This window comes from Sphingomonas brevis, from assembly GCF_023516505.1.
GTDB classification, from domain to species: Bacteria; Pseudomonadota; Alphaproteobacteria; order Sphingomonadales; family Sphingomonadaceae; genus Sphingomicrobium; species Sphingomicrobium breve.
In genome coordinates this window covers 2238298-2264647 of the sequence record NZ_JAMGBB010000001.1, presented here as the reverse complement: position 1 = coordinate 2264647, position 26350 = coordinate 2238298, and the positions used below count along the sequence as shown (strand labels likewise).

Genomic DNA, 26350 nt, shown 5'->3' with positions numbered 1-26350 from the left:
TCAAAATGGAGTGAAGTCGAACTCGGTTGTCAGGGATTCTGATGGCTGTAATCAGCCGGCCAATCGCCATAGGCGAGCACATCGACGTAGAGCTCGCCTTTGCCTTCCCTAACAATTGCAGCCAGCCGCTTTTGATCAGGCTTGGTCACCAAGTCGCCGCGAACCACCCGGCCGGGTGCATGCTTGTCGAGGGCTTTGCTGACGTTGGGGTTGGGCATCAGCCAGCCCTTTCCCTGCTTCAGGGCGAACTTCGCATCGGTGGAAATTAGCGCGACCAGATCGTCGCGGATCATCAGTTCCAGGCCGTCCTTCTTTAACGTGGCGTTGTGGCTGCCGTGGTGGCCAACCTTGTAAAGGCGCGCTCGTCCGACCAGGTCATGCCCCTTCGTCAGTCGTTCGTCGCCATTCGCGTCTTTCTCGCTGAAGCTGACGTTCTTCCATGACAGCCAATTGCCCACTTGCGCGTCGGCGGCGAAAATCATGGTCGACGCATCGGGCAGTTCGACCGCAAGCACCAAACTGCTGTTGTTGGTGTTGCTGTCCATCCGTATGGCCAGCCTGTTGAATTCAAGATCGTAACGATCGTCGATGCGGCGATCGAGCTCGCCATCGCCAGTCCCAAAATAGCGATCCCGGACCCATTTTTCGGAAGTGCCCGTGCGTTTGGCCTTGTTGATTTGCTTGACGGATCGCCACCGGTATCGCGGCGAAAACGGCGATTGGGCCTGTGCCTCTTTCAGTTCCTCATCGTCGGGTCTGGCGCCCAGATAGGTCTCCTTGTCACTGTTCGAGGGCAGCGCCTTGAACAGCAGCTTGGTGTCTCTCGGCGGCGCAAGCACATAGGTTTTCAAGTTGCCCGGGAGGGAGTCGATCATTCCGGGCGACAGATATTTGGGTTCTCCCTTGCTCCAATTCCGGAGGTTCTCGTAGATCGCCTTGCTGCCGCGAAGAGCGCCATTTCTCTTGGCCGCGGCCAGGGGACCGGCAAAGCCCATCAGCCCAACGGACTGTCCGTCGCTTTCGGCGCGCAATGGCCGCCCGGTGACTGCCGCCAACGCAGATAATTTCGAATGGCCCTTGGAGAATCTGGCCTGAAGGGCGAGGCCGTCAGGATCTTTGGGATCCTCCGTCCACGCCATCCACAAATTGCCGAACTTCTTCCTGCCGAACATGCCGGCGGCATGTTGGAAGCCGGAAATATGATCCCAATGTTCATGGGTCACGACCACGAGATCGAGGTTTTTTCCGAAACTACCATAGACGTTGCCGACGACGTCGCACATGCGCTGGTCGTCGCCGGGCGTGCCCTGCAATATGCCGCAATCGACTAAGGTCTTGGAATATTTCCCATCATTTTCGACAATGATCAGGAAGCAGTCGCCGAGCAGATGCCGGTACATGCGGACAATGACGGAAGTGACGCTCATGCTTCATCTCCGTGCATGAACGCGAACGGCTCCTGGGCGGCGCCGCAATCGTCAGTGACCATTGCCAGGGCAAGGTCGTCTCCCAGCAGGTACGCGCGTTGTTCGGCGAGCCGGTCGTCGTCGTCGATCCGTTTGCGGATGACCCTTTGAACCTGCGCGTTTCGCAGGTCGACGATGATGGTCGCGCCGCCGCGGAACCAGAAATCAGGGTCTTCCGTGCTTCCGTTCTGATCGACGCGCTTCTGCTCTTCTTCGTCGAAATAGCCGCGCCGGCGTTGTGTGATTTGGGCAATGAGCTGGTGCAGCTCGGTCCCGCTGGGCCCCGTACGTCGGGCTATTCTGGCCGAATGAACGTCGAATATCGGGATCGTATAAGAGGCGGCATTCCCAAACTCGGCCTTGTCCGCCCATCCCGGCGGGACGTCCCAATGACCAGGCTTGCTGTTGATCGACAAGGGCGCCGGCCTGGAATCCACGATCGGCAACATCCGGATTCCGAGCATCCTTTCCCACTTGGCGTCTTCGCTCGAATCCTTTGCTTCCGTGGTCGGTGTCGCCAGCCAGTTATGAAGAGAAGCCTGGTTGTAGCTCACCACGCGCATCGCCTCTTCCCGAAGGTTCAGTCGAACGTCCTCCAGCGAACTCGCGGCCGCACGATATGGCGAATTCTCCAACTCCTGCTCGACGGTGTTCATCTCTTTTTTTTGGGTTGCACTGTCGCTGCCAATGGATTTGGAACGAGACTCGATCGGCCTGAAGTCGATGCCTAGCTGCAATCTCGCCAGCGCATCGGCGAACAATCCGCGCCGGCCATTGTCTCCGACCGCCAATTCATCATCCTTCCCATCCGGGCCGTAGGTTGGATGTTCCCAGCACAGTGCTTCGGGTGCGTAGCTGATCACGCCGGGTACGGGGATGCCGCGTTTGCGGAACGCCTCTGCGAAAGCGACGCGATATTTCAGTGGATCGTCGGGAACGAGATCGGTGTCGGCAGTGATGATTGCGCGCAAATATTCCCCGAAAGTCGGGCCGACCGGCGGCAGATAGTCCAGTCCGCGGACGCACACTTGCAACACAGAGTCTGCTGTATGAGCGGCTTCCGCAGCCAATCTTTTTATCAAAAGGGGCGACAAGGGGCCGCGGCCCGGGGTCGCATCCGCAATCTGGAAAAGGTCGCGGGTCCTCCGCTCGAAAATGGTGACAAATGCGTCGAATACGGCCGCGACGAGCACGCTCCCGCGTTCATGGGCCTCGCTGGTCTCCGACAGCAATTTGATGGGAGCCTCGGCGTTGCCGGCTTCCTCGCTAAGCGTGTCCAGCGCCAATCGAAGGGCGCCATTGCGGCCCGTGGCCCGTCCGAACTGACTAGCCAGTCCGGTCAGCAAGTTGACCGAACGGAGCTTGCCGGAATTGCGGGCGAGCTCATGCTCCACAACTCCTCCAAGCGTGAAATGCTGGAGCAGCGCAATGATGTCGGCGAACCCCTCGTGAAGAGCCAGGGAGTCGGCATTGACTGGGTCGACCGAACGTTTGCGCAGGCCGTGCAGTATGGCGTGAGTTGTTTCGTGGGCGACGATGTCTTGCGACAGGCAGGTGAAGACCCATTGCCCATCGGGTATTCCGTCGTCGGGAGGGCTCTTGAAATAGCCGAACAGCAAAGCCGCCTTGTCGGGGCTATAGAAGGCATTCGCCTCACGCATTGCATGGGGATAGATGCGCAGTCGCTTTTCGTGGGCCGCATAGCCGCGCTGGCCCTTGGCCGTTTGTTCCAATTGTTTGGGGGCGGGCTTGGACCAGAAGACGTAACGGCCGAGCGCGCGCTCGAAATTGCGGATCGTGTACATGGCAACCGCAAACACCATCTGTTGGTGGAATTGCGGGCAGCCTTCGCTCGGCGGAAGACCGTCCTGGGCAAGCAGCAAAGGGTCGTTGAGGTCCAGCGGTTCGTAGAATGTGCGAGCTGGAAAGTCGTAATCGACTACTTCGAGATATTCGTTCGTCGGACCCAGAATGAGGGGATCCTCCCACGGCGGGTTCCAGGGCAGCGAAAGCACCGCGTCATTGATGACCGCCGTGTCGAGTGCGACGGATGCCGAGGGGTCGAACGCATAAACCCTCAACCTGCGCGTCGTTGGCGTCGGATAACTGCCGTTGGACATCAACCGCCTCCGTCACGGAAGCTTCATGACCTTCGTCACGAATTCTCGGCAGGCACACTGGTGGGCGCCAGCCTGGTTGATTCGGCAAGCCACAATATTGCGGCGATTAACTTATGTTATCAATAGCTGGTTGAATCAAAATATAACCACGCCTTCGCGTTTCAATACATATGTGTTACAAAGATTGCCGCTCGGTCCACATCCAGCCTTGAAGAGGAGGCATGTGATGTTGCGCAGCACGAGCTTTACTTCGTCATCGACTAAAACCGGCGTTCGCGCAGCAGCGATTTTTCTCGCTCTGGTTGCATTCACTTCTCCGGCAATTGGCGAGGAAGTCTCGGGAAGGGTCTACCTCGACAACCAGCCATTTAGCGGAAGGCTCAAGCTTCCGGACGGCAGTCAGGTCGATATCAAGGACGGCATCTACCGGATCTTCTTCCCGGCTGGCGATTATGCCGTGACATTCGAACATTCGCCCGACGGTCGATCGTATGCGGCGACAATTCAGAGCTCCACGGTGCCGGTCGCCCGGGACATTTATCTGTCGAGCAAGTGAGTCCGGATCGAATTTAGCTCCAATTTTTCAAGGGGAGGGCACCGATGACCACTGACGCGCCCGACACGGGCTCAAGCCCTGAAGGCCAGACGCGGAGCTCGCATGATGTTCGGGAATGGCTGGATGTTGCCGCCAAGCTGATTGGGGCGGTTGCGATCGCATGTGTCACCTACGTTGGGTATAATTATCAGTCCAAGGCTTCGCTCACGTCGGTCATGAACCAGCGGGAACAGGCCGAAAGCGAATTGCGCGCATCCATGCTGGGCGATCTTGTCCAGCCGATCATCGGTCAGAATGGGGCAACGAACCCAAATTCCGACATTCGTCGCCAGCTACTTCTGGCGGAGATGGTGACTCTGAATTTCCACGATCACTTTGAATTTAAACCGCTCCTGCTGGAAGTGGACTCCAGGCTCCTGCAAGCCAACGATCAGGAAGGCCATGACAAGATCGCATCGGATGCGCGCCGGGTCATCGATCGGCAGATCAACATGCTGACAAGCATCGATGGCACATCGCGGAGCGGAAACGGCTATGAAGCGAAAGTGACCAGGATAGATTTGTTGGATCTGGAAGGTAATAAAGCAACCATAAAAACCTATCCGAATTGTGTCGAAAACGGAAATATCAGTATTAAAAAACCGACGCTGGCTGAGGATTCCACGATCTGCTTGACGTCACCGGATAACAAAATTTGTTTGTTGCTCAGATTTCTGGCGCCAGATTATGACAAGAGGATAATGAGTATAGGATCAAGGGTAGTATTTTTAGAAAGGAACAAGGCACGAGAACGGATTTGGCCGTGGATAGTCGATACTGACAAGACCAGTAACGAAGAATGTCGGCCCAATATGGATTGGGCAAAGCAACCAATAGGCACTGTTCAACAGCTGGATGAGGCCCACATTTCCATCTTTGATTTTCCGCTTACCGACAATGCAAAAATAATGCGTGATAATAATCAGTATAGATATTCCATCTCCATTTACGACATGGGAGACAGGAAAAGCCCGATTTCCTTGAAGCTCGTCTGGTTCCCGGAGGGCTACATCACCGAACGGGAACGGCCGCCTCAGATCGCGAAGATTCTCAAATAGAAATCGCTCCAGTTGGGCTTCACCGCCCAAATGCGCCGCCAGCCACGATTCATGTCCGAGCCCACCCCGCGAAAGCGGCCATGGCCGGCGTCGAGACACCGGCCATGGGGCTTGATGATCGGCAACTTGATACCGGGTTGATTTAGGGGCTGGTCACGCGCCGGGCTTTGCAGCCAGCTGTTTGCGATGATCTGTGACAGGCATGCCGCCCCAGCCCCAATTCTCCAACTCAACTTCCTCGAAAACGACCCAGGTCCATTCGGGCGGCTTGCCAAGGACGTCATAGAGTAGCTGGCTGATGCCCTTGTAGATCGCGGCTTTCTCTTCGGCCGTGACATGGTCGACCCCGGGCTTGGTGCCTTCGCGAGTCACCTGGACGGTTACCATCGGCATGACCCGGCTCCTTCCTGGCTATGCGCTTAGTGGCCGGCGACCTGACCGCCATCAACATGTAGGATCTCGCCAGTCACGAAATTGGCGGAGTCGAGATACAGGACGGCATCGACGATGTCGCCGACCTCGCCCAATTTGCCGACCGGGTGCAGCGCCGCGAGGAAATCATAGGTTTCCGGCGCATGCATCGGCGTTTTGATGATCCCCGGCGAAATGGCATTCACGCGGATTCCGCGGGATGCATACTCGACAGCCAGGCTCCTGGTCGCCGCGGCAATCCCGCCCTTGGACAAGGATGCGAGAACCGAAGGCACCTTGGACGTCGGTTGATCCACCAAAGTCGTGGTTATGCTCACGACGTGACCGCTCCCCTGTTTTTCCATAGCGTCGATTGCGGCCTGGGTGATGTAGAAGAAGCCGTTGAGATTTGTTGCAACGACTGCGTCATACTGCTCGGCGGAATAGCCCGTGAAGGGACTGGCAAGGAAGATGCCGGCGTTGTTGACCAAAGTGTCGACGCGGCCAAAGGCCTTCAGCGCCTCGGCGATGACGCGGGGACCGGTGGAAGGATCGCCAATGTCGCCGGCCACCGTCAGCACGCCGGGCTTGTTCGACGGCTTGATCGAGCGGGACGTGGCGACCACACGGTAACCGCGCTCTAGAAAGGCCTCGGCGATACCGGCGCCGATCCCTTGCGATGCGCCGGTAACGACGGCGACTTTGCGTGTATCACTCATGATTGCACCTCAGGATTGGATAAATCCGGCGCTCGATTGCGCCGCTGACAACCATTTAGATTGCGCCTCAACACGAGCGAATAGATGCTATTCGATTGACACTGTTGCGTGAAACGAACGAATACCGCCACGCGAGTTGGAGGTGATCATGGACCGGATCGACGCGATGAAGGTGTTTATTGCGACCCTCGACGAAGGCAGCCTTGCAGGCGCAAGTCGGCGCCTTCTAAGGTCGCCAGCAGCCATCAGCCGAGCCATTGCTTTCCTTGAAGCGCATGTGGGCGTCGAACTTCTGCACCGCACCACCAGGACCATCAGGCTCAGCGAGCCAGGAGAACGCTATGCCGTCGCCTGCCGCCGCATCCTGACCGAGCTGGAGGAAGCCGACATTCTGGCTGTCGGCGAAAAGTCGGCTCCGCGCGGCGTGCTCACAATTTCCGCGCCGCCGATAAGTGGAGAGGATATCCTCCGGCCGATCATTGACGATTTTCTTGATGCATATCCGAGCGTGTCGATCAGGCTGTTGTTGCTCGATCGAACCGTCAATCTGGTCGAAGAAGGCGTCGACGTTACCCTGCGGGTCGCCCAGCTTCCCGATTCATCGCTCATCGCGACAAAGGTCGGCAGTGAAGTGCGGCGCGTGGTTGCAGCGTCGCCCGAATATCTAAGGAGCCGCGGCAAGATTGAGCAACCGTCGGATCTTGCCGCGCATGACATTGTGGCTTTCACCAATTTCGGCCTGGATAGCTGGGTCTTCGCGCCCGCGCCGGGATCGTCAATTTCTCGAACGGTTCATTTCACTCCGCGGCTGACGGTTAACTCCGTCCGCGCAGCGAAGGGGTCGGCAATCCGGGGTCGCGGCCTGACGCGACTTTATTCATACCACGTCGCGGAAGAGGTTCGCGACGGCAAGTTGAAGGTAGTGCTGGCCGATGCGGAGTATCCTGCCCTGCCTGTCCACCTGCTTACTCCGCCCGGACGTGTGTCGATGCCAAAGGTGCGTGCGTTCCTTGACTTCGCCGCGCCGCGACTAAGAGCGGAATTCGGGCGCTTGGCCAATGAGGCCCGAGGCTTAAGCTCATTCGAATATTCGGAGCAATGATTGCGCAGACCGATCAGGCTTGGCCCGTTGCCCGCAGTGACGTTCCGCCGGCCAGCTGCTACTGCGCTGGCCTGGTAATTGGGGGAGCATATGACCCGTCCGAACCGTTGGCTTGCGTTTCTCGCCGTTCTGCTTTTCGCTCCTGCCCCGGCATTGGCCGAGATTGAGACCTTCCCTCCAAGCTTCAGCGCACGCGATATCCCCGTCAACGGGGCGACGATCCACACCCGGATCGGCGGGCATGGACCGGTTGTCCTGTTGCTGCACGGGTTTGGCGATACCGGGGATATGTGGGCGCCGCTCGCGGGTCGCCTGGCCGCCGATCATACGGTCGTCGTACCCGACCTTCGGGGCATGGGCCTCTCGTCGCATCCAGAGACCGGCTATGACAAGAAGAGCGAAGCAGGTGACATTGCGGCCGTGCTTCATGCACTCGGGCTCGACGGATCGCTGGCTCTGGTCACGCACGACATCGGCAACATGGTCGGCTATGCCTTCGCCGCCCAGAATCGCGACCGGGTTACCCGCTGGGTGGTGATGGACGCGCCGCTGCCGGGGCTCGGCAATTGGGACAGCGTGGTCAAGGACCAGCGAACCTGGCACTTCGATTTCTTCGGGCCCGACGAGGAACGGCTCGTTGCAGGTCGTGAGCGGATCTATCTCGATCGCTTTTACAACGAGCTATCCGCCGACCCGAAGCACATCGGCGAAGAAACGCGCGCCCATTACGCCGCGCTTTATGCCCGTCCTCAGGCGATCCATGACGCGTTCGCCCAGTTTGCGGCCTTCCGCCAGGATGCCGTGGACAACCAGAAATTCCTGGCCGAGGGCAAACTTGCCATGCCGGTCCTGGCCATCGGCGGGGAGAAATCGTTCGGACTGGGATTTGCAAACGAAATCGCCTTCGCCGCAACCGATGTGCGCGCCCTTAGCATAGCAGATTCCGGTCACTGGTTGATGGAAGAGCAGCCCAAGGTGACGATGGATGCGATCATGGCTTTCATCGCGGAACCGGCCACGCGATAGCAACGTGATGCCGCCGGCTTTCGTCCAATCGCTGGAATGGGTGGGAAGCGAACGTCAGCCCATCCGTCAGTCGGTTGGCGGTTTCGGGTCCAGAAACTTGGCCACCCCAATATCGTACCTGCTGTCGACCCTGAATGTGGCGCGACGATAGGCTTGAATTCGTTCATCCGGGGTTCGTGGCGTCAGTTCCGCCCACGCGTGTCGCAGATGCAGGTCAAATGCCGCGGCTCGTTCTTTGCCACAGCTTTGCCGATAGCTCCTATATTTTTCCAACCAACTTGAGGTCGAAGGCCGCAGGCTTTCCGCCGTCCCCATCAAGCATTCGTCTAACTGCTTCGTTGCGCGCATGGCCTCTTCCAACAACGCGGTCGCCGGATCCTGGGGAGGCGATTGAACCATCGCGATAAGCGTCAATACCGTCAGCATTTGGCAAGCGTCGCAAACTCTGGCGGTGTCCGCAATGGGTCGACAGCGGACATTAAAGAGCGTCGAGCGCGGCAGCGCTTGCCGTATCCTGTCGAAAAGTGGATGTACCTGCCGCTATCCGGAGGGGGTACATTCGATGAATCATAGCCGTTCGCTCACGGCGCTTGCGCTGATGCTGTTCGCCACTTCGCTTCCCGCGCCCGCGCTATCTGCGCCAGCCGAGAGTGCAAATCCCCTGTTTTCTGGCCGAGACCTGTTCAACTTGAGCGCGGCGTCTGACGCGCAAATCAGCCCGGATGGACGGACAGTCGCTTATGTGCGGCGGTCCGCGGACATCATGACCGACAAGATTCGCTCGTCGATATGGCTGATAAATATCGGATCCGGTGAACAGCGGCCGATCGCAGCCGGCACGGGCGATCATTTCAGTCCGCGCTGGTCCCCCGACGGAGGGAGGCTTGCCTATGTTTCAACGGGAGAAGGCGGTTCGCCGCAGCTTTTCGTCCATTGGATGGACAGCGGGCAGTCGGTCCGTGTTACCGGCCTGCCTGACAGCCCTCAGGGCATCTCCTGGTCTCCGGACGGGCGTCGCATCGCCTATTTGATGAGCGTTCCGGATGAAGGATCCAAACTTGGCGCCGCTCCCGAAAAGCCGGAGGGCGCCCAATGGGCCAAGCCACTCGAGATATTGGACAAGGTAACCTATCGCACCGACGATGCAGGCTATTTGAAGCCCGGCTTCGATAAGATCTTCATGGTTGACGCTAACGGCGGGGCGCCTCGCCAGCTCACTTTTGGTGCCTACCATGACGGCGTCCCGGAATGGATGCCGGACGGACGGGCAATCCTCTTCAGTGCGATCCGCAAACCCGACTGGGAGATGACGGTCCTCGATAGCGAAATTTACCGGCTGGACCTCGATACGGGCGACGTGGCCGCGCTGACGAGCCGGAATGGCCCTGATGCCGCTCCAGTTGCTTCGCCGGATGGCAGGAGCATCGCCTATCTAGGTTACAACGACCACAAGAAAGGCTTCGAGCAGGCCGACCTCTATGTGATGGATGCGAATGGCGCCAACCCGAGGCTGGTTGCTCCGAACCTGGATCGTGGAATCAACCAAATCAGTTGGTCAGCCGATGGGCGGGCGATCATCGCCGGCTACGAGGAAGATGGCTCGGTCACGGTTTCTCGCATCGGGTTGGATGGAAGCGTGCGCTCCCTCACCCATGAAGCCGCCGATCCCGGATATGACCGCCCTTACGGAGGCGGCTCGTTCAGCGTGGCAAAAAATGGCACCATTGCCTTCACGACCAGCCCATTTAACCGCCCGACCGACGTTGCGATTTCGACCGGCGGGACAAAGCGCCAGCTGACACAGCTTAACGACCTCAGTCTCGGTGCCAAGAATCTGGGCAGCCTAAGGTCGTTCGTGGCGACCGCGCCCGATGGCGGACGAGTTCCGTCCTGGCTGTTGCTTCCCCCCACCTACAAGGAAGGTCAGCGAGTCCCCGTCATCCTGGAAATCCATGGTGGACCTTACGCCGCCTACGGCCCTCACTTCTCGACTGATTATCAGCAATATGCAGCGGCCGGTTATGCGGTGCTTTATACCAATCCGCGCGGGTCGACCGGCTATGGCCAGGGCTTCGCGGACGGCATCGAGAAGACCTATCCGGCCAGCAATTTCGATGATCTGATGGCGGCCGTGGATGCTGCGATCGCAAGCGGTGTGGCCGACCCCGATAATCTTTTCGTCACCGGAGGATCGGGCGGCGGAATTCTTACCGCCTGGATTGTCGGGAAGACCAATCGTTTCAAGGCGGCCGCATCGCAAAAGCCGGTGACGAACTGGGCCAGCATGTCCCTCACCTCCGACGGAGCGCCCTTCTACGGTCCTTATTGGATGGGATCGCTGCCATGGGAAAATTATCAGGCTTATTGGTCGCGTTCGCCGCTCAGCCTGATGGCAAATGTCAAAACGCCCACATTAGTGGTTGTCGGCGGCTCGGATTACCGCACCCCGGTCAGCGAAGCCGAACAGCTATACTCGGCGCTCAAGCTCCAGCGCGTTCCGACCGCACTTGTTAAAGTGCCGGATGCCAGCCACGGTGGAATTGCGTCGCGGCCAAGTCAGTCCGCCGCGAAGGCGAGCGCAATAATCGCCTGGTTCGATCGCTACCGAAAGAAGTAACCTCGCTTGGCAGCGAAATCGGCTAACGGCTCCCGGCACGTCCCAATGGCCGCAATGGGTCGAACGCGGCCATTCGCCCCTTAAAGCTGGATTGGCAGGAGGGTTCGGCTTCGCCTAACGTGATGTGGGGGGAAGCACGGATGATCCTCAGACGGCTACGGGCGGAGGGGGCGCGCCAGAACTGGTTCGGGGTCGCCTTGGACCTCGTCATCCTCATTCTGGGCGTGTTCCTGGGTATTCAGGTCAATAACTGGAACCAGGCGAGGCTCGACCGGGCCGAAGGCCGGGAATATCGCGATCGGCTTTATTTTGATCTGGAATCGGATCAGCGCGACGTTTCATTCCGCATCCAATATTATGGTCAAGTCCTGGCGCATGCGCAGGCCGCGCTTGCCGCCCTGGACAGGCCCGTTAGCGAGCGTCCTGGCGAATTCATCATCGATGCGTACGAGGCCAGCAACCACATCCCTCAGGCGATCCGTCATTTCACCTATGACGAGGTCGTCGCCTCCGGGAAGGCGGAGTTCCTCGGCAGCCGCATGCTTCGGGAGCGCATTGCAAATTATTATGTCGGCCTGGCGACCATGCAGCGCCTGTTCGACAACGTTCCACCTTATCGGGAAACCATCCGGTCCGTGCTTCCGTTCGCCGCCCAGGCGCAGGTGCTCAAAGACTGTCCGGAGGTTCTTCAGGCAGACAAGTATGGCAGTGTTACGCCGAGGCTTTCCAATTTTTGCAAGTCGACCATGGAGCCGCGATCCGCCGAACGCGTCGCTGTAGAGGTACGTGCGATCCCCAACCTGAGGTGGGCCCTCAACCGTGTGATTGCCGACCTAGACCAAAAGATCTGGAATGCGCGCCAACTGGCGAAAGAGGCCGAGCGGCTAAAAGGTCAAATTCGCGAGGCTGGCTGAGACAAAACTGCCTAATGACCGCAATGGGTCGAAAGCGGCCATTAGGCCTGCAATGGCATATCTTCCGAAAATGATGGCGGAGCGGGAGTCCGTCTGACTATATGACTTAAGTATCTAATATATAATAGCTAATTGCGATACGTTGGTTGCGCTTCCCACATTTCTACCCACACGAGCCGCGCGTCATCGACGGAAAAATCACTCGAAGCCCGTCGAGCTGGGATCAAACTTTAGTTGGCGCGCATTGTCGCGCACAACGCCGACGTCAGCATCAGAAAAGCCGCTTGCGGACACGGCCTCCACATCCAGCGTCAGCGTCACCTTGGTGCCGGAGGTGTGCTGAAGCTGCGCGACCACGGCCTCCACAATCTGTTCGAGCGAGCGAATGGGACGGGTCGCATCAAGCTCCACCGTGCCATAGAACCTTTTCGGGGCGATCTGCCCATCTGGACTGGCCACAGGGCCGCCAGGCGTTGCGGCACCAGTCTGATCGGCTGCGTCCTCAGGGGGCGTCGGCTGCTCCGATGGTCCCTGCGCTTCCCGCGCAACGGCTTCGCGGACAAGCACTGCCGTGTCTGGAATGAACTCGGGTAACCCCTTTGAGATGCGTAAGCCGGTGTAAGTGCTGCCCTCAACTGCGTCGGCGTAGCCGAACGACGCGTCGAACTTCGCGACCGCGTCACGGATCGCAAGATCGAGCACGGTGCGATTTTTAATCCGCGGTAGATGAACGTAGGAAGCGAACCAACCCGCGATCTCGGCGATCGGCAAGTGATCTCGGTCTTCCGGCCACAGATCCTTCAACTTCAGCCAAAGCGTGTCTGCCCCAAGCTTCTCGCGGGCGATTCCATCTGCGACAACCTTTGTGAAAGTAGAGATAGGAACGCTCAGCTTATCTCCGCCGCCGATCGAAGCATGCTCCAGATCAAAGGGTTTGCCTGGGCTGACGGTCTCGACGGGATAGAGGATGTGGCTCCACGCGTTCCGGATGGCCTTGCTGGCGGACTCCTTGTTAGTGCTGGCCTTGTCTCTAGCATCGGCCGCTTGGGCTTGAGTCAACTGCCCCTGGAGCCGCTTATCATCGGCGATTGATTGCCAAGCTATAGCCTTCCGGACCACGTCTCGCGCAGTTGCAAGCTGTGCTTCATCAGCGGCGACAAAAATCAGCGTGTTGCGATGACGCCGCTGCGAATTACGACAGCGAAGCAGTGCATCCGAGACTGCCTCGGTTGCGGCGCTTTGCCCCGCGCTTCGTCCGCTGTGCGCCGTGGCGGGCGATAGGATCACCAGTGCCAGCGCCTCGGCCTCGTCTACTGTGGAGGCATCGTCAGGAACAGCATGGACCTTTGCAAACCCAGCCTTGTGCCCCCCGTCCTCGCGGAGATTCTTGCGGACATATTCGTCCACCTCATGTTCCGGCAACGAACGCCCGCGCTCGTCAGCAAGCCGGTTGAGGGTCGGTTGGGTTGAGAACCAGTAGCGGCCGGCCTCCTCGTAGAGATAGGTCGCCTGCTCGCTCAGTTCGCGGAGGGCCTCGCCAAAGATCGCGAGTTGATCGCCTGGCTCGGCGCAAGCGAGCCTCACGCCTGGTCCAGTCACGCCAGCGTTGGGTTGCCCGACGAGAGGCGCCGAACACAGGAACACTGATCGTGCAGTCCTGGTCGCAGCGCGGGCTTGCGAAATGCGACGTTGCGGATTGGCTTCCTTCTGCGCGGGAAGCGAACTCGGCCCGTCAACTTCCTTGTCGACAACGGCGCCAAAGGCGGGATCGAGCGGATAGAGGATGCTGGCGCGCACCTTTTCATGTGACACAGGGACACGAGCTGGTGTTATCAACGGATCGCCGGAGCGCTCCTGCCAAAGCACGCCGATCACGTTGGCCATAAACTGAAGCACGCCACGGGTTCGCTGAAACTTTTCGAGGCTCGCCCAGTCCTTAGAAAGCCGATCAAAAAGTTCCGGATGGATTGGGTAGGACAGCCTCAGTAGTTCCAGATAGCGCGTCTCACGGGCCTCCGGTGGAAACTCAGCAGCATTATCGCGGTAAAGCTTGTGGAATGCCTTGCAGGTCTCCTCGCGCGCCCTCTCGCCGTCACTATCGAGCGGCTGGAACAGGCGCCGCCGAATAATCTCATAGGTTTCGTCACCGGTAGCAGGCAGCCAAGGCGACTGGACGCGTCCGAACACGCGCTCCAATCGTAGCAATGCTGCCTTGCCTTTTTCCCCGCCAACCTCGGCATCACTCTCCGGTAATGATCCGATGACAAGCACATCGGGCACCATCTTTGCCGCCTCGGTCAGCGACTGAATGAAGGAGAGGAATGCTTCAAAGCGGTCGTCCGGCAACTGTCGGGCATAAGCAACAAGCTCGTCGAGCAGGATCAGGCTAGGCCCGGCAAGCTTGAAGACCTCAACCATCAGCTCAGAGCCGGGATTGGTTCGCGCGGCTTCGGCTTCCTTGACCAGTTCCAATCCGGCATCGCCCGCGAGCCTCCAAGCGATATACCCCCAGAGCGTGCGCACCTTGGGACCGCCATGCAGAACCAGCGAGTCGTCGGTTGCCTTTGACGTTCCGACGAAGACGGCGGTCTTCGGTCGTTTCCAGTCGGCGCTGTCGACCGCAAGATCCGCCAAGCCTTCCAATGGTGCCGGATCGTCCACCCCGCATAGGTGGTAGGCAGCGAGCATGGTGTGCGTCTTGCCGCCGCCAAAGGCGGTCTGAAGACCGATGACCGGATCGCCACCGGTCCCGCCCAGCCGTTGCAAGGCGGTGCTGAGGACGCGCTTCAGCCCTTCCGTAAGAAAGGTGATGCGGAAGAAGTCGCGAGGATCGGCATACTCGCCAGCGGCGTTGCCGGAATCCACCGCAAATAGGTCGGCTGCGAATTCGGATTGTCGGAAGCGATTTTCCAGCACGTCTGCATGAGGCAACGCAACTTCGATCCAAGGGCGCAGCGCTTTATCTGGCTTTCCCTCCTCGCGCGGAGTGAGCGGTAGCGACAGCGTGCCGCGCGGCTCGGCCGGCGGCTTCTCCGTGACCTTGTCGGCAAGTCCCGAGCGGCGCTGAGCCTCGTATAGCCCTTTAATCGCGGAGGTTTCGGTCTCGGGCGCCTTAACGACCCTCAGCAGCTCGTGGATGGCGTCGAGATAACGCAGCGCTTCGGTGTCCTGGAGCGGCAGGGTAAGATGCGAGGTCGCGTTGCGCGCCTCCAGAGAGGTTGAGACGAAGTTGCGCACGCGATGTCGCTCGCGTTGCTGAAACGCCTCCTCAAAAGTGAATCGCCAGTTGTCGAGAATAGTCTTCAGCAGCCCGTAGGCGTCCAGAGGTCCGCTTGAATCACTACCGTGCGCCCTGCTGGCTACCCTACCCCAGTCCGCACCGTGCTTCTTCTTCATCCAAGCTTCGACGAAGGGCGACAGACCGGGCCGCAGATGATCGAGCGCCTTGCGGACACGATCGGTCGCTGAATGGTCAGCAGTCACGCGGCGAACCACTGGGCCGGATTGCAGCCACACAAATGCTCGACTTGGATATGCTCTGCCGCCAGGGTCTCTGCGTGTTCGATCCAGTCGCTGTCGGTAGCATTATACACAGGCACTCCTTCACGCCGCGCCAGCGCGGCGAACTTGCGATCGCTAGGGTCGAATCCGGCATCAATTAGCGATTGCGGGAAATCGGCATATTCCCCGCTTGCCGCCTTGGGCAACTCCACACGCTCGACGCGTTCAGGTGCACTTTGCAACACGGCCTGGTAAAAGCGATCTCCCACGCCGGGTTGACCTCTCGGATTGAGATAGGTCCGATACTCCGTCTGAATAGCGCTATCGAGATCGAGAAGGATTTTGCCGTCGCTCAACAACTCCATCAGGAAAGTGACGGTGGCGAGCCTACATTCGATCGACGGAGGATTGGGATCATCGGGATCCGACCTTGCATTCGCGACGATAGCTACGTTCGTGTCCACCACACAGCGGCTCATTCAGCCGCTTTCATTCGCTCAAGGCGCGCCACCTCCGCTTTGGCAGTCTCATCGAATGCGTCGCCCATAAATTTATCTGGCCAATTGATGATGTTGCCATAGAGATCAATTTCTAATGGAGTTAGGGTGGAAACCCCCCGTGGGGCGTCGCAAAAATAGAGTTTCACGTCGTTTGCCGAGATTGCCTCTTCGGCAATGCGCCTTTGCAGGCGGAGCAAGAGATGTTCCGAGTGACTTTCGAGGATGACCTGGACGTTTCGATGCAATGCAGCTTGGATGATTACATCGGCGAGTGCTGCTTGAGCGAGAGGGTGAAGGTGTATTTCCGGCTGTTCGAGCACAACTGTTGACCCCTCCGGAACGTATTGAAGGAGCGTGATTACCGGGAGCACCTGCGAGACACCGAAGCCAACGTCGGTGAGCATGACCTCGCTGGCGCCCTTTCGTGTTCGAACGCGCGCGCGCCATAAGTTGGACCCGTCAGCAATTTCTTCCACGCTAAAGCTGTCGATCATGCCCATTGCGCGCAGCCAATAGGCAATCATCTCCTGAAACGGGACGTGGTGCGCCTTGGGCTTCAGATTGCGAGTTTCCCCCGCTTCGGTTGCTGCCAGGATCGCATCGATTGCCTTTTCTCCACTTGTTCCGACATCTGTCGGTCGCGATCGCGCCCAGAGGTAATCCCGCTCAGGTGGATTACGCAGAGGTCCAAGGTAGTAGATGCGATCGAGAGCCTCCTCATAGATGGACTCCAAATCTGCTAGAAAACCGGAGTTCTGGAAGAATGTCCTCGTTTGATCTGGGAAGGCATAGGATTTGACGGGACCGGGCAACTGCCATGGACGCCCCTGAGTTCGAACGAAGCGAAATGTCGATTTCTCGCCTCCGACTGCCTCTGCTCGAAGTTCAAAGGACGTTGATTCCTCTTCTCGCCGCGCGAGACTGAAAGTCACGTTCCCGAGGGTATAGGCAATCCATTCGGTGGCTGGGGCACGCTTGGACACACTGACGAAGGCGCCAAAATCGAGAACATTTCCGCGTGTGATTGCCGAAGTCCGCTTGCCCGAAGGGTCGACCAGCGAATAATCGCCATCTAGCTGAAACGATAAACCAAAATCGATCGAGCGCTCTTCGTCGTGCTTGTAAATTGCATCTCGGATCGTGCCGAGTTCGACAAATTCACCATTCAATTCCAGCGCGATTGCTCGATCGGTGGTGTCCTTCGTTTGTTTGAGAAGAAGAAGAAACTGGAGCAGGCTAGTCTTGCCCGAAGAGTTGGTGCCGAACACGCCCGTTATCCGAGCGCAATTAAGCTCGACCTTTTCCCAGGATTTGAAGTTGGTGAAGCGCAGAGATCTCAGCATCGCGCCGGCCTATAGCAGGGCTGCTTGCGCCGGGCCACGTGGCGCGGCGTCGGCAAGTTTTCCTGCCAATTCGCTTAGCTGCGGCCACTCCGCTGCAAGTTCATTGTAGACGAGCGCCTCAGCCGACCAGCCCTTGTCGGTGGCGACCCGGAAAAGCCGATATGCAAGCGCGCGGGCATCGGCTGCAATCTGCGGCGGCATTTCAGTGATCAGTCGCGCCGCGGCCTCCTCGCCGCCATCCTCGGCACGCAGGGTGCGTGCGGCGTGCTGAACGCATTCCCACACCGTGAGCGATTTGTCTCCAGCCGGCGTCCAATCGGAAGGCAAATGCTCGCGCGGCGTTAACTGGGCGCGACCCCTCAGGTCAGTGAACACACCCGAGGCGAACAGCGCCGCCTGGGGCACATTCTTGGCGTTGGCGAGCGTGATCAGCTCACCCGAGGGCTTAGCGTCGAAGCCGTAGGAGGCGAACCAGGCAAGCGCCACCTGCGTTTCGGCGTCTAGCGCGGCATCGGCCTCGTTCTCGATCTCGCCCCAAACACGGTTGATAATCGCCAACGCGGTTTTCACGCTCATCGCGCTGTCGTCATCCTCCAACACCCGCGCATGACGGGAGAATACACCCATGCCGGGACCGATCACCGATTGCTGCATGTCCACCGGACCCACGCCAGCCTTGCGGATGTCATCGATCGCCTCCGGTAACTCGCGCTTTAATAGGCGGATGAAGTCGGCTCGGGTAATGATGCCCGCGTCGCTGTGTCGCTTGCGGCAGACGAGCACGATAGAGGAAGCGAGGGCGTTCGTGCCGCTACCGATCATGCGGTTGCTCATCTCAGTTCGCATTGGCCATGTGCCATCAACGACCAGTCCTGAATCGACCACTGCTTGCAGGAATGACGACCAGCCTGCAGATGTTATTCCATCCTGTGCGGCTTCCGCCTGCTTAAAGGCGTAATAGATAGTCAGCGGTTCGCTGTCGGTCGCTGCGTTACGCATGGCCGTCAGGGCCTGCCCCATACCGTCCATAAAGAAAGCTTCGGCCTCGTTCTTGCCTCCATGTCGATAGGGCGTGGCAACCAGTTCTTCGGTTTTCGGGGTGGCGAGACGCCGGAACAGCTCGGGCCATACCTTAGCAAGCGTTCTGCGATGCCAAACATAGAAGTAGTCGGAGAGATCGGCGTAGCCGATGTTGTCGTAATAGGGCGGATCGGTTGAGACTACGATGGGCTTGATCGGAAATGAGTTGGCAGGTGCGCTGATATTACCGATTCCTCCCACCCCCACAGCGGGCACTCGCGACAAGGCACTGGCAGTCCATTCGACGTTGAAGAGAAAGTTACCACTCGACGAGGAAAAAGGGCTTCCTTCGGCATAGTCCCAATTCATCGGGATCGCTTGCCGCGCGAACGTGTTGCGAAGGGCCTCCATCTTGGGGCTGCTGTCCCAACTGCAAACCGTCGAACCCCGATCGGCACTGCGGGCAATCGCAAAGGCCAAATAAGTCGCCACAGCGTCAGCGTAGGCGGTGGCACCATGGCCGCCCTGGTGGACAGGTGTAGGGTCTGCGTCCATCCTGGCGGCGCGGGCATCGGCGAGCGCACGCTCGCGTGCTTCCGCCACCAGATCAGAAAACGTCGTCAGCGCCAGCAGTTGCCGCGGGGTGAAGAGCGACGCAAATGTCGAAAGACCATACTGCACCGTCCAAAAGTTGCGCGGATCATCGGGCAATTCGCCGTCGGGCACCCAGGGCGGGTTAGCCTCGGCAGCGATAGCCTCGTGATCCGCCGTGGGCGACAAGTAGGTGCGCGAACGGTCGCCCTCGGCGACGATGGCCATGAGTCGAGCGCCCATCCGTCCGGCGATGCCCTCGGCTTTCACATAATCGGGAGAGATCGCCGACCCGGTCAGAACGCATGTGAAGTTGGAACCGCGTCCGGTCTTGGTTCCATTCTTCAGCCGGGCCTCTTCTTCCTTCGCCAATTTGCCTCTGTGGACCTCGAACTTCCACCCGTCCGGTGCGCTTGCATCGATCACGGGCACAATCCACGTCTTCTTCCCTTCCTTGGTTGAAAGCATGAAGGAAGAAACCAGCGGAACCATTGCACCTTTTGCCGCAGGGTCTGGTGAGCGAACTGTGCGCGCCCAGAGCCAGGCGATCACCGTCGCTTCAGTGCCCTCCGGCAGCTTCGCTGCGGGATAGAGATGGCCGATGCGCTTCTCGGCCTCATCGCGCATCCACTGACCATAGAAACGCACATCTTCGGCAAGCCCCTGCGCGCCTTTACCGTTCCAACGGCCGCCATGCTTCGACTCCGCCTGTGCCTTTGGATTGACCGGCGGTAGGCCGGCGAACTTAGGTGGAACCTCCACCAGAGCCTTGCCAATCAGCACGGCCACCGGATTGAGATCAGATCCATAAGCGCGCAATCCCAGCCTCTGCGCTTCCAATGGAATCGACCCGCCACCTGAGAAGGGGTCATAGACGGGCGGCGCCTTGGTCTGGAGAAAGCCGAGAATCGCCTTGGCATCGCCTCGTGGCGGCGGCTCCTCGCCCAGACCCCAAGCGACCGACCGGGCTATCTCCCAGCGGGCGTTGTTGAGGATGCGTTCGTCGTTGGAAGCCTCCCACGGCACCATGTCCGCGATCACCTTATGCAGCCGCTCGCGCTCCGCGTCCTGCTCGGCTTCAGTGGGGAAGCGATCAGGCCAGGACGAGGGATCGTCTACAAGTTGCGCAAACAGCACTGCCCGACAGGCCGCCAACGGGCGCCTAGCCCACCAAAGATGTAGCGTCGAAGGATGCCCATGCCGGATCGACTTCTCACGCGCCGAAGCCTTGTTGATGGCTTCAAGCGGGATCGAGACCTCGATCAGCTTCTTACGGGGGGTGACTGACATTCTTTTCCTGAATTTTTTAGTTGGGTGCCGCGCCGAGGGTAAGCAGGTCGGCGATGCTGAAGACGACCGCCGTCTCCCCGAATCCCGGCTCGCGGTCGAAGAAATTTCGAACATAAACGGGTTCGCCCGCAAATCCACCGTCCACACGGACAATCGCCAGCGCGAACTGCTCGGGAGAGTTGAGCGCAGCAAGGATTTCATTCTTGGTGAGGATAAGGTCGCGCCCATCGGCGTGCCGACCCTTGACTTCGATGAAGCGCAAGTGGCCGGTCTTGCCGTCGCGGCTCTCGATGTCCCAGCCCTTCTTCTCCGCTGCCACATCACGCGGGACGTGGCCGAGCGCACGCTCGGCGGCAATGACCGATTCCATCGCCAGCCGTTCAGTTTCCGCGCGAATGAATGGGTCAGACTCGAACAGCCGTGGTGGTATTGCTTGCTCGTCTGCGCCTTTGCGCAGCATTCCGCCCGGAATGATCAAAGCCGCGCCCTTGAGGACGGGAGCCATCGCTGCGACCTGCCGCTCGGCATCTAGCTCGGCTTGGCGCTTGTGTAGTCGCTCAACCATCCTTGCGGCTGTGGCCTCAGCGTTCTGTGCGTTAATGCGCTGTTCCTTGCCCGCGCGTTCTTCCTCGCGCAGGCGCGCTGCTCGGGCATCCCAGTAGGTTATTTCGCGGGTCAGCCGCGCCCGGACCTCGCGCTCGACCTTGTCGACCTCGGCGAGACGACGCGTGCGGACTTCCTCCAGGTGCTGCGGCACCAGCTCGGAAATCGCATAGCCAAGCGCACGCCGCTCCACGTCATCCGATAGCCAGGGCGCCTGAATCGCATCAGCGACCTTTGCTCGCTCTTCCGGAATGATCGGACGGCAATCCAGATAGGGCGCCGGGCCGCCGTCCTCCGCCGAGCCATCTTCGCCGAGCAGTATGAACTGAAGCCGCTGCGAAATCGCGCGCGGCTCGCCGTGGCGCGACTGACGCCCATCTCGGATGGCATGTTCCAGGTAGACGAGCAGGCGAGGCTGATTGCTCTCGTCGGCATCGTCCACGAGAACTCCGCCTTGCGACAACAAGGGCTGGAAGCGTTCGAGAACGACGTCGACAAGGGCTTCGAGTAAAGGATGACCGGGCGCGAGCAGCTCGGCCTGTGGCTGCCCGACGATGAAGGCCTTGTCGAAGGTAACGCGGGCATAGCGATCGAGCACCGGGTCGGCGCGGCCGATCAATCGATCGCGCTCCTTGAGGATCGGCGGCACGCGGGTAATTTCGTAGCGCCCCTTTTCCCGCGCCGGGATGCGCCCTCCAAGCATTGTGAATGCTTCACGGAAGAACGCACCAATGAAATGCGGCTGAAGACGCCGGGCCTGTGCTCGCTCCATCTGCTCGCGGATTTCAGCAACCGAGGCAGCGCTCATGCCCTCAGTCGTCAGCTTGCGCTCAGCGACCAGCGTCTCAATTGCCGCTACGTCGACCGCGCCCTCGACCTTGCGGAACAACTCGGCCTTGGTCTCTGGGCGGTCGCCGTAGCGAATGGCGTCAACTAGCAAGTCGCGCAGAGCGTGGCCCTCGAACAGCTCGCCGAGCACGTCGTAGACCTTGCCGCCGAGCGCTGCGCGCGCCTCCTCCAGCTTTTCCAGGAGGCGGCGGTAAACTTCACCTTCGCGGGTGTTGGCTGCGCATAGGTTCCATAGGTGACAGACTTCAGTCTGACCGATGCGGTGGATGCGCCCGAAGCGTTGCTCTAACCGGTTCGGGTTCCAGGGCAGGTCATAGTTGACCATCAGATGCGCCCCGCGCTGCAGATTAACGCCTTCGCCCGCTGCATCGTTTGCGATCATCACGCGCACAGTGGGGTCCGAGTTGAAGGCGGCAATGGCCGCACGTCTCGCCTCACGCGCAATTCCGCCGTGGATGACCGTAACGGCGGCGGGATCTCCGATACGCGCAGCAATCTTGTCGCGCAGATACTCGAGCGTGTCCTTTGGCTCGGTAAAGATCAGCACTTTCCGCCGTGCGCCAGTCGCAGGGTCAAGCATCAGTGGTTCGTCAAGGATCGATTCGAGTTCGCGCCACTTTGCGTCTTCGCCCGACAGCTTGAGTGCGAGCGCCTGGCCGTCAAGGTGTCGCAGCGTGACGATCTCGGCTTCCAGTTCGGCGATTGAGGTCGCCGCAGTTGCGCGATCGACGATCTCTTCCTCTGCCTGCTCGGCCTCTTCGCCGGGCACCTCGTCGTAGTCGTCGGGATCGTAAACGGGTAGAGCCGGAGGGCGTCCGAGGCCGGCGCCGCCTCCCGACCGGAACACCAGTTCCTCGCGGAGGCGTTCTTCCAGCCGCTTGCGCCTCCGTTCGAGCGAACGGTGAATAGCGGCCGGCGAAGACGCCAAGCGGCGTTGCAGGATTTGCAGTGCGAAGCCAACGTTGGAGCGGCGCTTGTCATCGCCGCTGCGGTCGGCGCGGTTCATCTCCTCACGGACGTAGGTCGTAACCGCCTGATAGAGTTCAGCCTCGCGCGGCGAGAGATCGTAGCTGGCGGTGTAGGCGCAGCGCTCCGGGAACAGCTTGGTCCCGTCGAAGCGGTATAATTCCTCCTTGGTGAGGCGCCGCATCATGTCCGACACGTCGGCCTTGTGTACGCCCTCGCGGAAGCGGCCTTCGAAGCGGTCGGCATCGAGCAGGCCCATGAACAACTGGAAATCGGCTTCCTTGCCGTTGTGCGGCGTCGCCGACATGAGCAAGAAATTGCGCGTGCGACTGCCAAGCAGCTTGCCGAGCTTGTGGCGTTGCGTCTCCTTGACCTCGCCTCCCCAATAGGAGGCAGCCATGCGGTGCGCTTCGTCGCAGATAATCAGATCCCAGTCGGGCGCAGCTTCTAGCTTGGCTTTCAACTCATCCGAGCGCGACGCCATGTCGAGGCGCGCGATCAGCCGCGATTTCTCGATGAATGGATTGCCAGTGAGCGAGGCTTCGATCTGGTCGCGGGTGAGAATGTCGAAGGCGAGCGAGAACTTGTCGGCCAGTTCCTCCTGCCATTGCTCGACGAGGCTGCCGGGAGCGACAATGAGGCAGCGATCAAGGTCGCCACGGATCAGCAACTCCTTGATGAGCAGGCCCGCCATGATCGTCTTGCCCGCGCCGGGGTCGTCTGCGAGCAGAAAGCGAAGTGGTTGGCGCGGCAGCATTTCACCGTAGACTGCGGTAATCTGGTGCGGCAGCGCCTCGATCTGCGATGAGGTTACGGCGAGATAGGGGTCGAACAGGTGTGCCAGCCGGATGCGGTAAGCCTCAGATGCGAGCCGCAGGAGTCCGCCATCAGCGTCGAACAAGTAGCTGTGACCTGCCTCTTCAATCGAAAAACCTGCGTCTTCACCGCGGTAAACTAGCCGCTCGTGGACCCGGCCTTCGGCACGGAAAACAAGATTGACCGCATCGGCGCCAAACTTCGAAACCGATACGACCTCGGCGACTGCCGATGCGAATAGTCCGCGAATGCGTGCGCCAGGCTTGAGTTGGTCAAACAGGTTCATGTCACCCCGTTAAGAAGGAAAGCAGACACCGGTAGTGCCTCACTTTGGAATCAGGAAGACACGACTTTCTAACCGCCGGACCTACCAGTAAGAAACTCGCCGCTTCCTTCGCGATCGGTCAACCGGACCCATAGCCAGAACCGAGTGCCAACAGGATAGTTTTCGCTAAGCCCCTTTGGACACTGAACTGCTAGGGTCGTCGCGAAGCCCAAGCCAGCGACCGGGCGGATGTGGACCCTGCCGTGCTTTCCCCCGTGTGATCGGGAGCATAACTCTCGACCATAATTCGGCGCCCAGGCCCTTCTGGCTTCGCCATGACCCCCTCGTCCGTTAGCTTCGATCCGCCAAGACGATCGCAAGCCGCTGTTCGATAATCGAACGATCTTCCGACCGTCTGAGCAATCGCTTCGCACCATCGTGGCCAAACTCGCCATAACTTAGCACCATCAGAGCAATGCCGTTTCGGGGTAGGATGTCCTTCCTACGTTGGTCGTAAATCGCCCGTTGCTCTCCTCTCCCCACGCCAGAAACCGTCTCGCGCCGGTCAAAAAACGGCACTGACTCGCTATGCTGGCGCTCACAGTATTCGATTACGAGGCTTAGGGCTGGGTAGTATGCGTCAACAGGCAGCGACCTGGCGATCCCATTGCGATCCGCATCCCCACGCAAGAAGTCAAACTTGTGCCCTCGATGCGCGCGCTGGCCAAGAACCTCGTCACACAGATCGATGATGTAATGCTCATCGCTTCCGTCCCTGCTTCCAAGCCGCGCTGGGCGCGCTCCGCTCACTGCGGACCGGCGTAGACCGGCCCTAAGGCCATCCAGAACTTCGGCCAATTGCCGGTGCTCGGAGCTGCCTTGTTCAACAGACCACGGCTGATCTCGTCCGTGCCAAGGGAAATTCGCCGCTCGTAGGGCACTGCGGAACCGCTTCGGATCGATGCCCACCGCACGAGCCATCTCTGCTGCCGTGACGATCAAGTTTCGCTCCTCGCCAGGGAAGCCTCCGAACTTATCAGGCAGCTCGTTCCTTGTCAGTGGATCCGATGGCCGCCCTAGTGCCAACCTGAGGGGCTACTTAGCAAGCGCGGTAGCCAGGAAGACTATGACAACTGCATAAAAGAAGACCAGTAAGAGAGGTTCATCCTGCTTGAACACGACGGCGTTTCCGCGTCTGAAAACAGCAACCAGGTGGCAACCCACCACGATCGTGCTGATTACCAGACTCAATGCTCCTACCGAGACCAGCGCCTCCGGAGCAATGGCGGTATCTAACACCCTGGCTCCGGCGCAGTGAAATCGATAGCTTGATCGAGTGCAACCCGCGCCGCTTCGTTGCGCGCCTGATTGATTTCTGAGACCACTTCCTGATCTGACAGGTTCCGGCTTAGCTGCAACGCCCGCTCGCTCGCCGTCGACAGCGCAATCTCGAACGACTGCTGCGTCACTGCCGCCCTGCTTTCCAGCGCGTCGGCCAATTCGCCCTTCGCCTTCAAATGCTGATACATTTTTGGAGCGCGCTCTCGCATGGCCTGTTCGATCATGGCTTTCAGCCTGTTCGGTGGCGGCAAGCGTGGCATGCAAAGCAAACATATCGCGCCTGACTTGGGTCGTAAATACCGTGGCCTGATAGGCGCCAACTCGCGACCCTGTCTCGGTGGCTCGTGTTTCAGGAAAAACCGACGCAGACCGGCAGCTTCGGCAGCTCGGCGAGGAAATCCGGGTTCGTCGAAAGAGTGTTGGATTGTCGCAGGAAGCCCTCGCGGCCGATGCAGGCATCGACCGCTCGCATATGGGAAAGATTGAGCGAGGTGAGCGAAACGTAACCCTGCTCAATGTGATCAAAATTGCCGCCGCTCTTCAGTGCAAGGCGTCAGAGATACTGGCCGAAGCTGGAATGTGACTGACTGTCCTCAGGCTGCCTGCAAGCCGGCCACGGAAGCCTGGACTGATTGATCGGCACTTAGGCTTTGCAACTTCTCCGCCAACGCTTTGGCGATCTCGGCCATCTTTGCGGTCTGGTCGGCGGAAACCTGACCGAACCTCCGACCCTCAAAATTTGCAGCCGATTCTGCAGGTCCGCGTCCAACTTCCCTAGCGGCCTGCCGCAGGATCGACGCTGCCAGGACGTAGTTGCCATGCGCCATGGTGGCTTCGAGCATGCGCTGCAGCATGTTCAGGCGATACGCCTTGTGCGCGATGGGCACGGCTTCGATAGAGGACAAATACGCGGCTCGAGCTGCCTCGAAGATCGGCCGCCACTTGGTCCCTCCCTCATATCGAAGGTTCGTAGGATCATAGGCCCGGACCTGGAATCGGTCGATTTCAATGCCGAACTCGTTACGCATGTGAACCACCACATCGGCAGGCCGCGCGAATTGCGCCAAAAGCGTGACAATTGCGTGCTTCTCGCGGTCCGAAAGTGCTGCCATTGACCTTCCATTCGTGGGGGTCAGGTGGGGGAATGGCTGTCATAGCCCCCTTATGCCGCGCCGTCACGGCTCAGGACGCCTTAGCGCGATAACTTGTTATGGGTTCGAAGCTATTGGCGGCCAAA

The 26350-nt window shown here is 59.5% G+C and carries 20 protein-coding genes; 7 read left to right on the top strand and 13 right to left on the bottom strand.

Going from position 1 to position 26350, the window contains the following annotated elements; translation table 11 throughout:
* Positions 1 to 29 precede the first annotated feature (29 nt).
* Together LZ518_RS11685 and LZ518_RS11680 are read right to left on the bottom strand one after the other, a co-directional pair.
* Positions 30 to 1427: a hypothetical protein gene (locus LZ518_RS11685; protein WP_249916154.1), complete on the bottom strand. Its 1398-nt coding sequence runs from the start codon at positions 1425 to 1427 to the stop codon at positions 30 to 32.
* Entirely contained in the window at positions 1424 to 3586 is a 2163-nt protein-coding gene (locus LZ518_RS11680) for a gluzincin family metallopeptidase (RefSeq protein ID WP_249916153.1), read from the bottom strand. Before LZ518_RS11680 ends, LZ518_RS11685 begins: the two co-directional genes overlap by 4 nt.
* Before the next feature lie 226 nt (positions 3587 to 3812).
* Between LZ518_RS11680 and LZ518_RS11675 the strand changes: the two genes are divergently transcribed.
* Both LZ518_RS11675 and LZ518_RS11670 read left to right on the top strand, forming a co-directional pair.
* Positions 3813 to 4142 (top strand): hypothetical protein, encoded by a 330-nt coding sequence (locus LZ518_RS11675; RefSeq protein WP_249916152.1) that lies wholly within the window; start codon positions 3813 to 3815, stop codon positions 4140 to 4142.
* Between the two features lie 44 nt (positions 4143 to 4186).
* The gene (locus LZ518_RS11670; protein ID WP_249916151.1) at positions 4187 to 5239 is read left to right on the top strand and encodes a hypothetical protein; all 1053 of its coding nucleotides are present in this window, start codon (positions 4187 to 4189) and stop codon (positions 5237 to 5239) included.
* Between the two features lie 153 nt (positions 5240 to 5392).
* On the opposite strand, the gene LZ518_RS11665 is transcribed toward LZ518_RS11670, so the two are convergent.
* On the bottom strand, positions 5393 to 5632 hold the full coding sequence (locus LZ518_RS11665; protein WP_249916150.1) for a tautomerase family protein: 240 nt from the start codon (positions 5630 to 5632) through the stop codon (positions 5393 to 5395).
* Positions 5633 to 5658: 26 nt separating this feature from the next.
* On the bottom strand, positions 5659 to 6369 hold the full coding sequence (locus LZ518_RS11660) for an SDR family NAD(P)-dependent oxidoreductase (protein WP_249916149.1): 711 nt from the start codon (positions 6367 to 6369) through the stop codon (positions 5659 to 5661).
* A 148-nt stretch (positions 6370 to 6517) separates the two neighbouring features.
* Between LZ518_RS11660 and LZ518_RS11655 the strand changes: the two genes are divergently transcribed.
* Positions 6518 to 7471, top strand: coding sequence for a LysR family transcriptional regulator (locus LZ518_RS11655; RefSeq protein ID WP_249916148.1), 954 nt, complete (start codon positions 6518 to 6520; stop codon positions 7469 to 7471).
* Between the two features lie 90 nt (positions 7472 to 7561).
* Positions 7562 to 8497 (top strand): alpha/beta fold hydrolase, encoded by a 936-nt coding sequence (locus tag LZ518_RS11650; protein ID WP_249916147.1) that lies wholly within the window; start codon positions 7562 to 7564, stop codon positions 8495 to 8497.
* Between the two features lie 66 nt (positions 8498 to 8563).
* Here LZ518_RS11650 and LZ518_RS11645 read toward each other — a convergent pair whose 3' ends face one another.
* Positions 8564 to 8923, bottom strand: coding sequence for a hypothetical protein (locus LZ518_RS11645; RefSeq protein WP_249916146.1), 360 nt, complete (start codon positions 8921 to 8923; stop codon positions 8564 to 8566).
* A gap of 136 nt (positions 8924 to 9059) precedes the next feature.
* Between LZ518_RS11645 and LZ518_RS11640 the strand changes: the two genes are divergently transcribed.
* On the top strand, positions 9060 to 11114 hold the full coding sequence (locus LZ518_RS11640) for an alpha/beta hydrolase family protein (RefSeq protein ID WP_249916145.1): 2055 nt from the start codon (positions 9060 to 9062) through the stop codon (positions 11112 to 11114).
* A 197-nt stretch (positions 11115 to 11311) separates the two neighbouring features.
* Entirely contained in the window at positions 11312 to 12028 is a 717-nt protein-coding gene (locus LZ518_RS11635) for a hypothetical protein (protein ID WP_249916144.1), read from the top strand.
* Positions 12029 to 12226: 198 nt separating this feature from the next.
* Here the strand turns inward: LZ518_RS11635 and LZ518_RS11630 are convergent, their stop codons facing one another.
* From LZ518_RS11630 to LZ518_RS11600, 7 genes are all read right to left on the bottom strand, one after another.
* Positions 12227 to 15511 (bottom strand): DUF499 family protein, encoded by a 3285-nt coding sequence (locus tag LZ518_RS11630; protein WP_249916143.1) that lies wholly within the window; start codon positions 15509 to 15511, stop codon positions 12227 to 12229.
* Complete coding sequence (locus LZ518_RS11625; protein WP_249916142.1) at positions 15508 to 15993, bottom strand: alginate O-acetyltransferase AlgX-related protein; 486 nt, start codon at positions 15991 to 15993, stop codon at positions 15508 to 15510. Before LZ518_RS11625 ends, LZ518_RS11630 begins: the two co-directional genes overlap by 4 nt.
* Before the next feature lie 11 nt (positions 15994 to 16004).
* On the bottom strand, positions 16005 to 17372 hold the full coding sequence (locus LZ518_RS11620) for an AAA family ATPase (protein ID WP_249916141.1): 1368 nt from the start codon (positions 17370 to 17372) through the stop codon (positions 16005 to 16007).
* Positions 17373 to 17381: 9 nt separating this feature from the next.
* On the bottom strand, positions 17382 to 20273 hold the full coding sequence (locus tag LZ518_RS11615) for a DUF1156 domain-containing protein (protein ID WP_249916140.1): 2892 nt from the start codon (positions 20271 to 20273) through the stop codon (positions 17382 to 17384).
* Positions 20274 to 20289: 16 nt separating this feature from the next.
* Complete coding sequence (locus LZ518_RS11610; RefSeq protein ID WP_249916139.1) at positions 20290 to 23793, bottom strand: helicase-related protein; 3504 nt, start codon at positions 23791 to 23793, stop codon at positions 20290 to 20292.
* Positions 23794 to 24123: 330 nt separating this feature from the next.
* Positions 24124 to 24774 carry a hypothetical protein gene (locus LZ518_RS11605; RefSeq protein WP_249916138.1) on the bottom strand — a complete coding sequence of 217 codons (651 nt, stop codon included), beginning with the start codon at positions 24772 to 24774 and terminating at the stop codon, positions 24124 to 24126.
* A gap of 290 nt (positions 24775 to 25064) precedes the next feature.
* Positions 25065 to 25337 carry a hypothetical protein gene (locus tag LZ518_RS11600; RefSeq protein WP_249916137.1) on the bottom strand — a complete coding sequence of 91 codons (273 nt, stop codon included), beginning with the start codon at positions 25335 to 25337 and terminating at the stop codon, positions 25065 to 25067.
* Between the two features lie 113 nt (positions 25338 to 25450).
* On the opposite strand from LZ518_RS11600, the gene LZ518_RS11595 reads away from it, so the two are divergent.
* Positions 25451 to 25696 carry a helix-turn-helix domain-containing protein gene (locus tag LZ518_RS11595; protein ID WP_249916136.1) on the top strand — a complete coding sequence of 82 codons (246 nt, stop codon included), beginning with the start codon at positions 25451 to 25453 and terminating at the stop codon, positions 25694 to 25696.
* A 10-nt stretch (positions 25697 to 25706) separates the two neighbouring features.
* Here the strand turns inward: LZ518_RS11595 and LZ518_RS11590 are convergent, their stop codons facing one another.
* Positions 25707 to 26225 carry a DUF2280 domain-containing protein gene (locus LZ518_RS11590; RefSeq protein ID WP_249916135.1) on the bottom strand — a complete coding sequence of 173 codons (519 nt, stop codon included), beginning with the start codon at positions 26223 to 26225 and terminating at the stop codon, positions 25707 to 25709.
* Positions 26226 to 26350 lie beyond the last annotated feature (125 nt).

What these genes read in the sequence shown, in the direction of transcription:
- LZ518_RS11650 (WP_249916147.1), top strand. Translation starts at nt 7,562, where the DNA reads ATGACCCGTCCGAACCGTTGGCTTGCGTTTCTCGCCGTTCTGCTTTTC.
- LZ518_RS11590 (WP_249916135.1), bottom strand. Translation starts at nt 26,225, where the DNA reads ATGGCAGCACTTTCGGACCGCGAGAAGCACGCAATTGTCACGCTTTTG.
- LZ518_RS11640 (WP_249916145.1), top strand. Translation starts at nt 9,060, where the DNA reads ATGAATCATAGCCGTTCGCTCACGGCGCTTGCGCTGATGCTGTTCGCC.
- LZ518_RS11665 (WP_249916150.1), bottom strand. Translation starts at nt 5,632, where the DNA reads ATGCCGATGGTAACCGTCCAGGTGACTCGCGAAGGCACCAAGCCCGGG.
- LZ518_RS11675 (WP_249916152.1), top strand. Translation starts at nt 3,813, where the DNA reads ATGTTGCGCAGCACGAGCTTTACTTCGTCATCGACTAAAACCGGCGTT.
- LZ518_RS11685 (WP_249916154.1), bottom strand. Translation starts at nt 1,427, where the DNA reads ATGAGCGTCACTTCCGTCATTGTCCGCATGTACCGGCATCTGCTCGGC.
- LZ518_RS11620 (WP_249916141.1), bottom strand. Translation starts at nt 17,372, where the DNA reads ATGCTGAGATCTCTGCGCTTCACCAACTTCAAATCCTGGGAAAAGGTC.
- LZ518_RS11655 (WP_249916148.1), top strand. Translation starts at nt 6,518, where the DNA reads ATGGACCGGATCGACGCGATGAAGGTGTTTATTGCGACCCTCGACGAA.
- LZ518_RS11670 (WP_249916151.1), top strand. Translation starts at nt 4,187, where the DNA reads ATGACCACTGACGCGCCCGACACGGGCTCAAGCCCTGAAGGCCAGACG.
- LZ518_RS11600 (WP_249916137.1), bottom strand. Translation starts at nt 25,337, where the DNA reads ATGATCGAACAGGCCATGCGAGAGCGCGCTCCAAAAATGTATCAGCAT.
- LZ518_RS11680 (WP_249916153.1), bottom strand. Translation starts at nt 3,586, where the DNA reads ATGTCCAACGGCAGTTATCCGACGCCAACGACGCGCAGGTTGAGGGTT.
- LZ518_RS11645 (WP_249916146.1), bottom strand. Translation starts at nt 8,923, where the DNA reads ATGCTGACGGTATTGACGCTTATCGCGATGGTTCAATCGCCTCCCCAG.
- LZ518_RS11610 (WP_249916139.1), bottom strand. Translation starts at nt 23,793, where the DNA reads ATGAACCTGTTTGACCAACTCAAGCCTGGCGCACGCATTCGCGGACTA.
- LZ518_RS11660 (WP_249916149.1), bottom strand. Translation starts at nt 6,369, where the DNA reads ATGAGTGATACACGCAAAGTCGCCGTCGTTACCGGCGCATCGCAAGGG.
- LZ518_RS11615 (WP_249916140.1), bottom strand. Translation starts at nt 20,273, where the DNA reads ATGTCAGTCACCCCCCGTAAGAAGCTGATCGAGGTCTCGATCCCGCTT.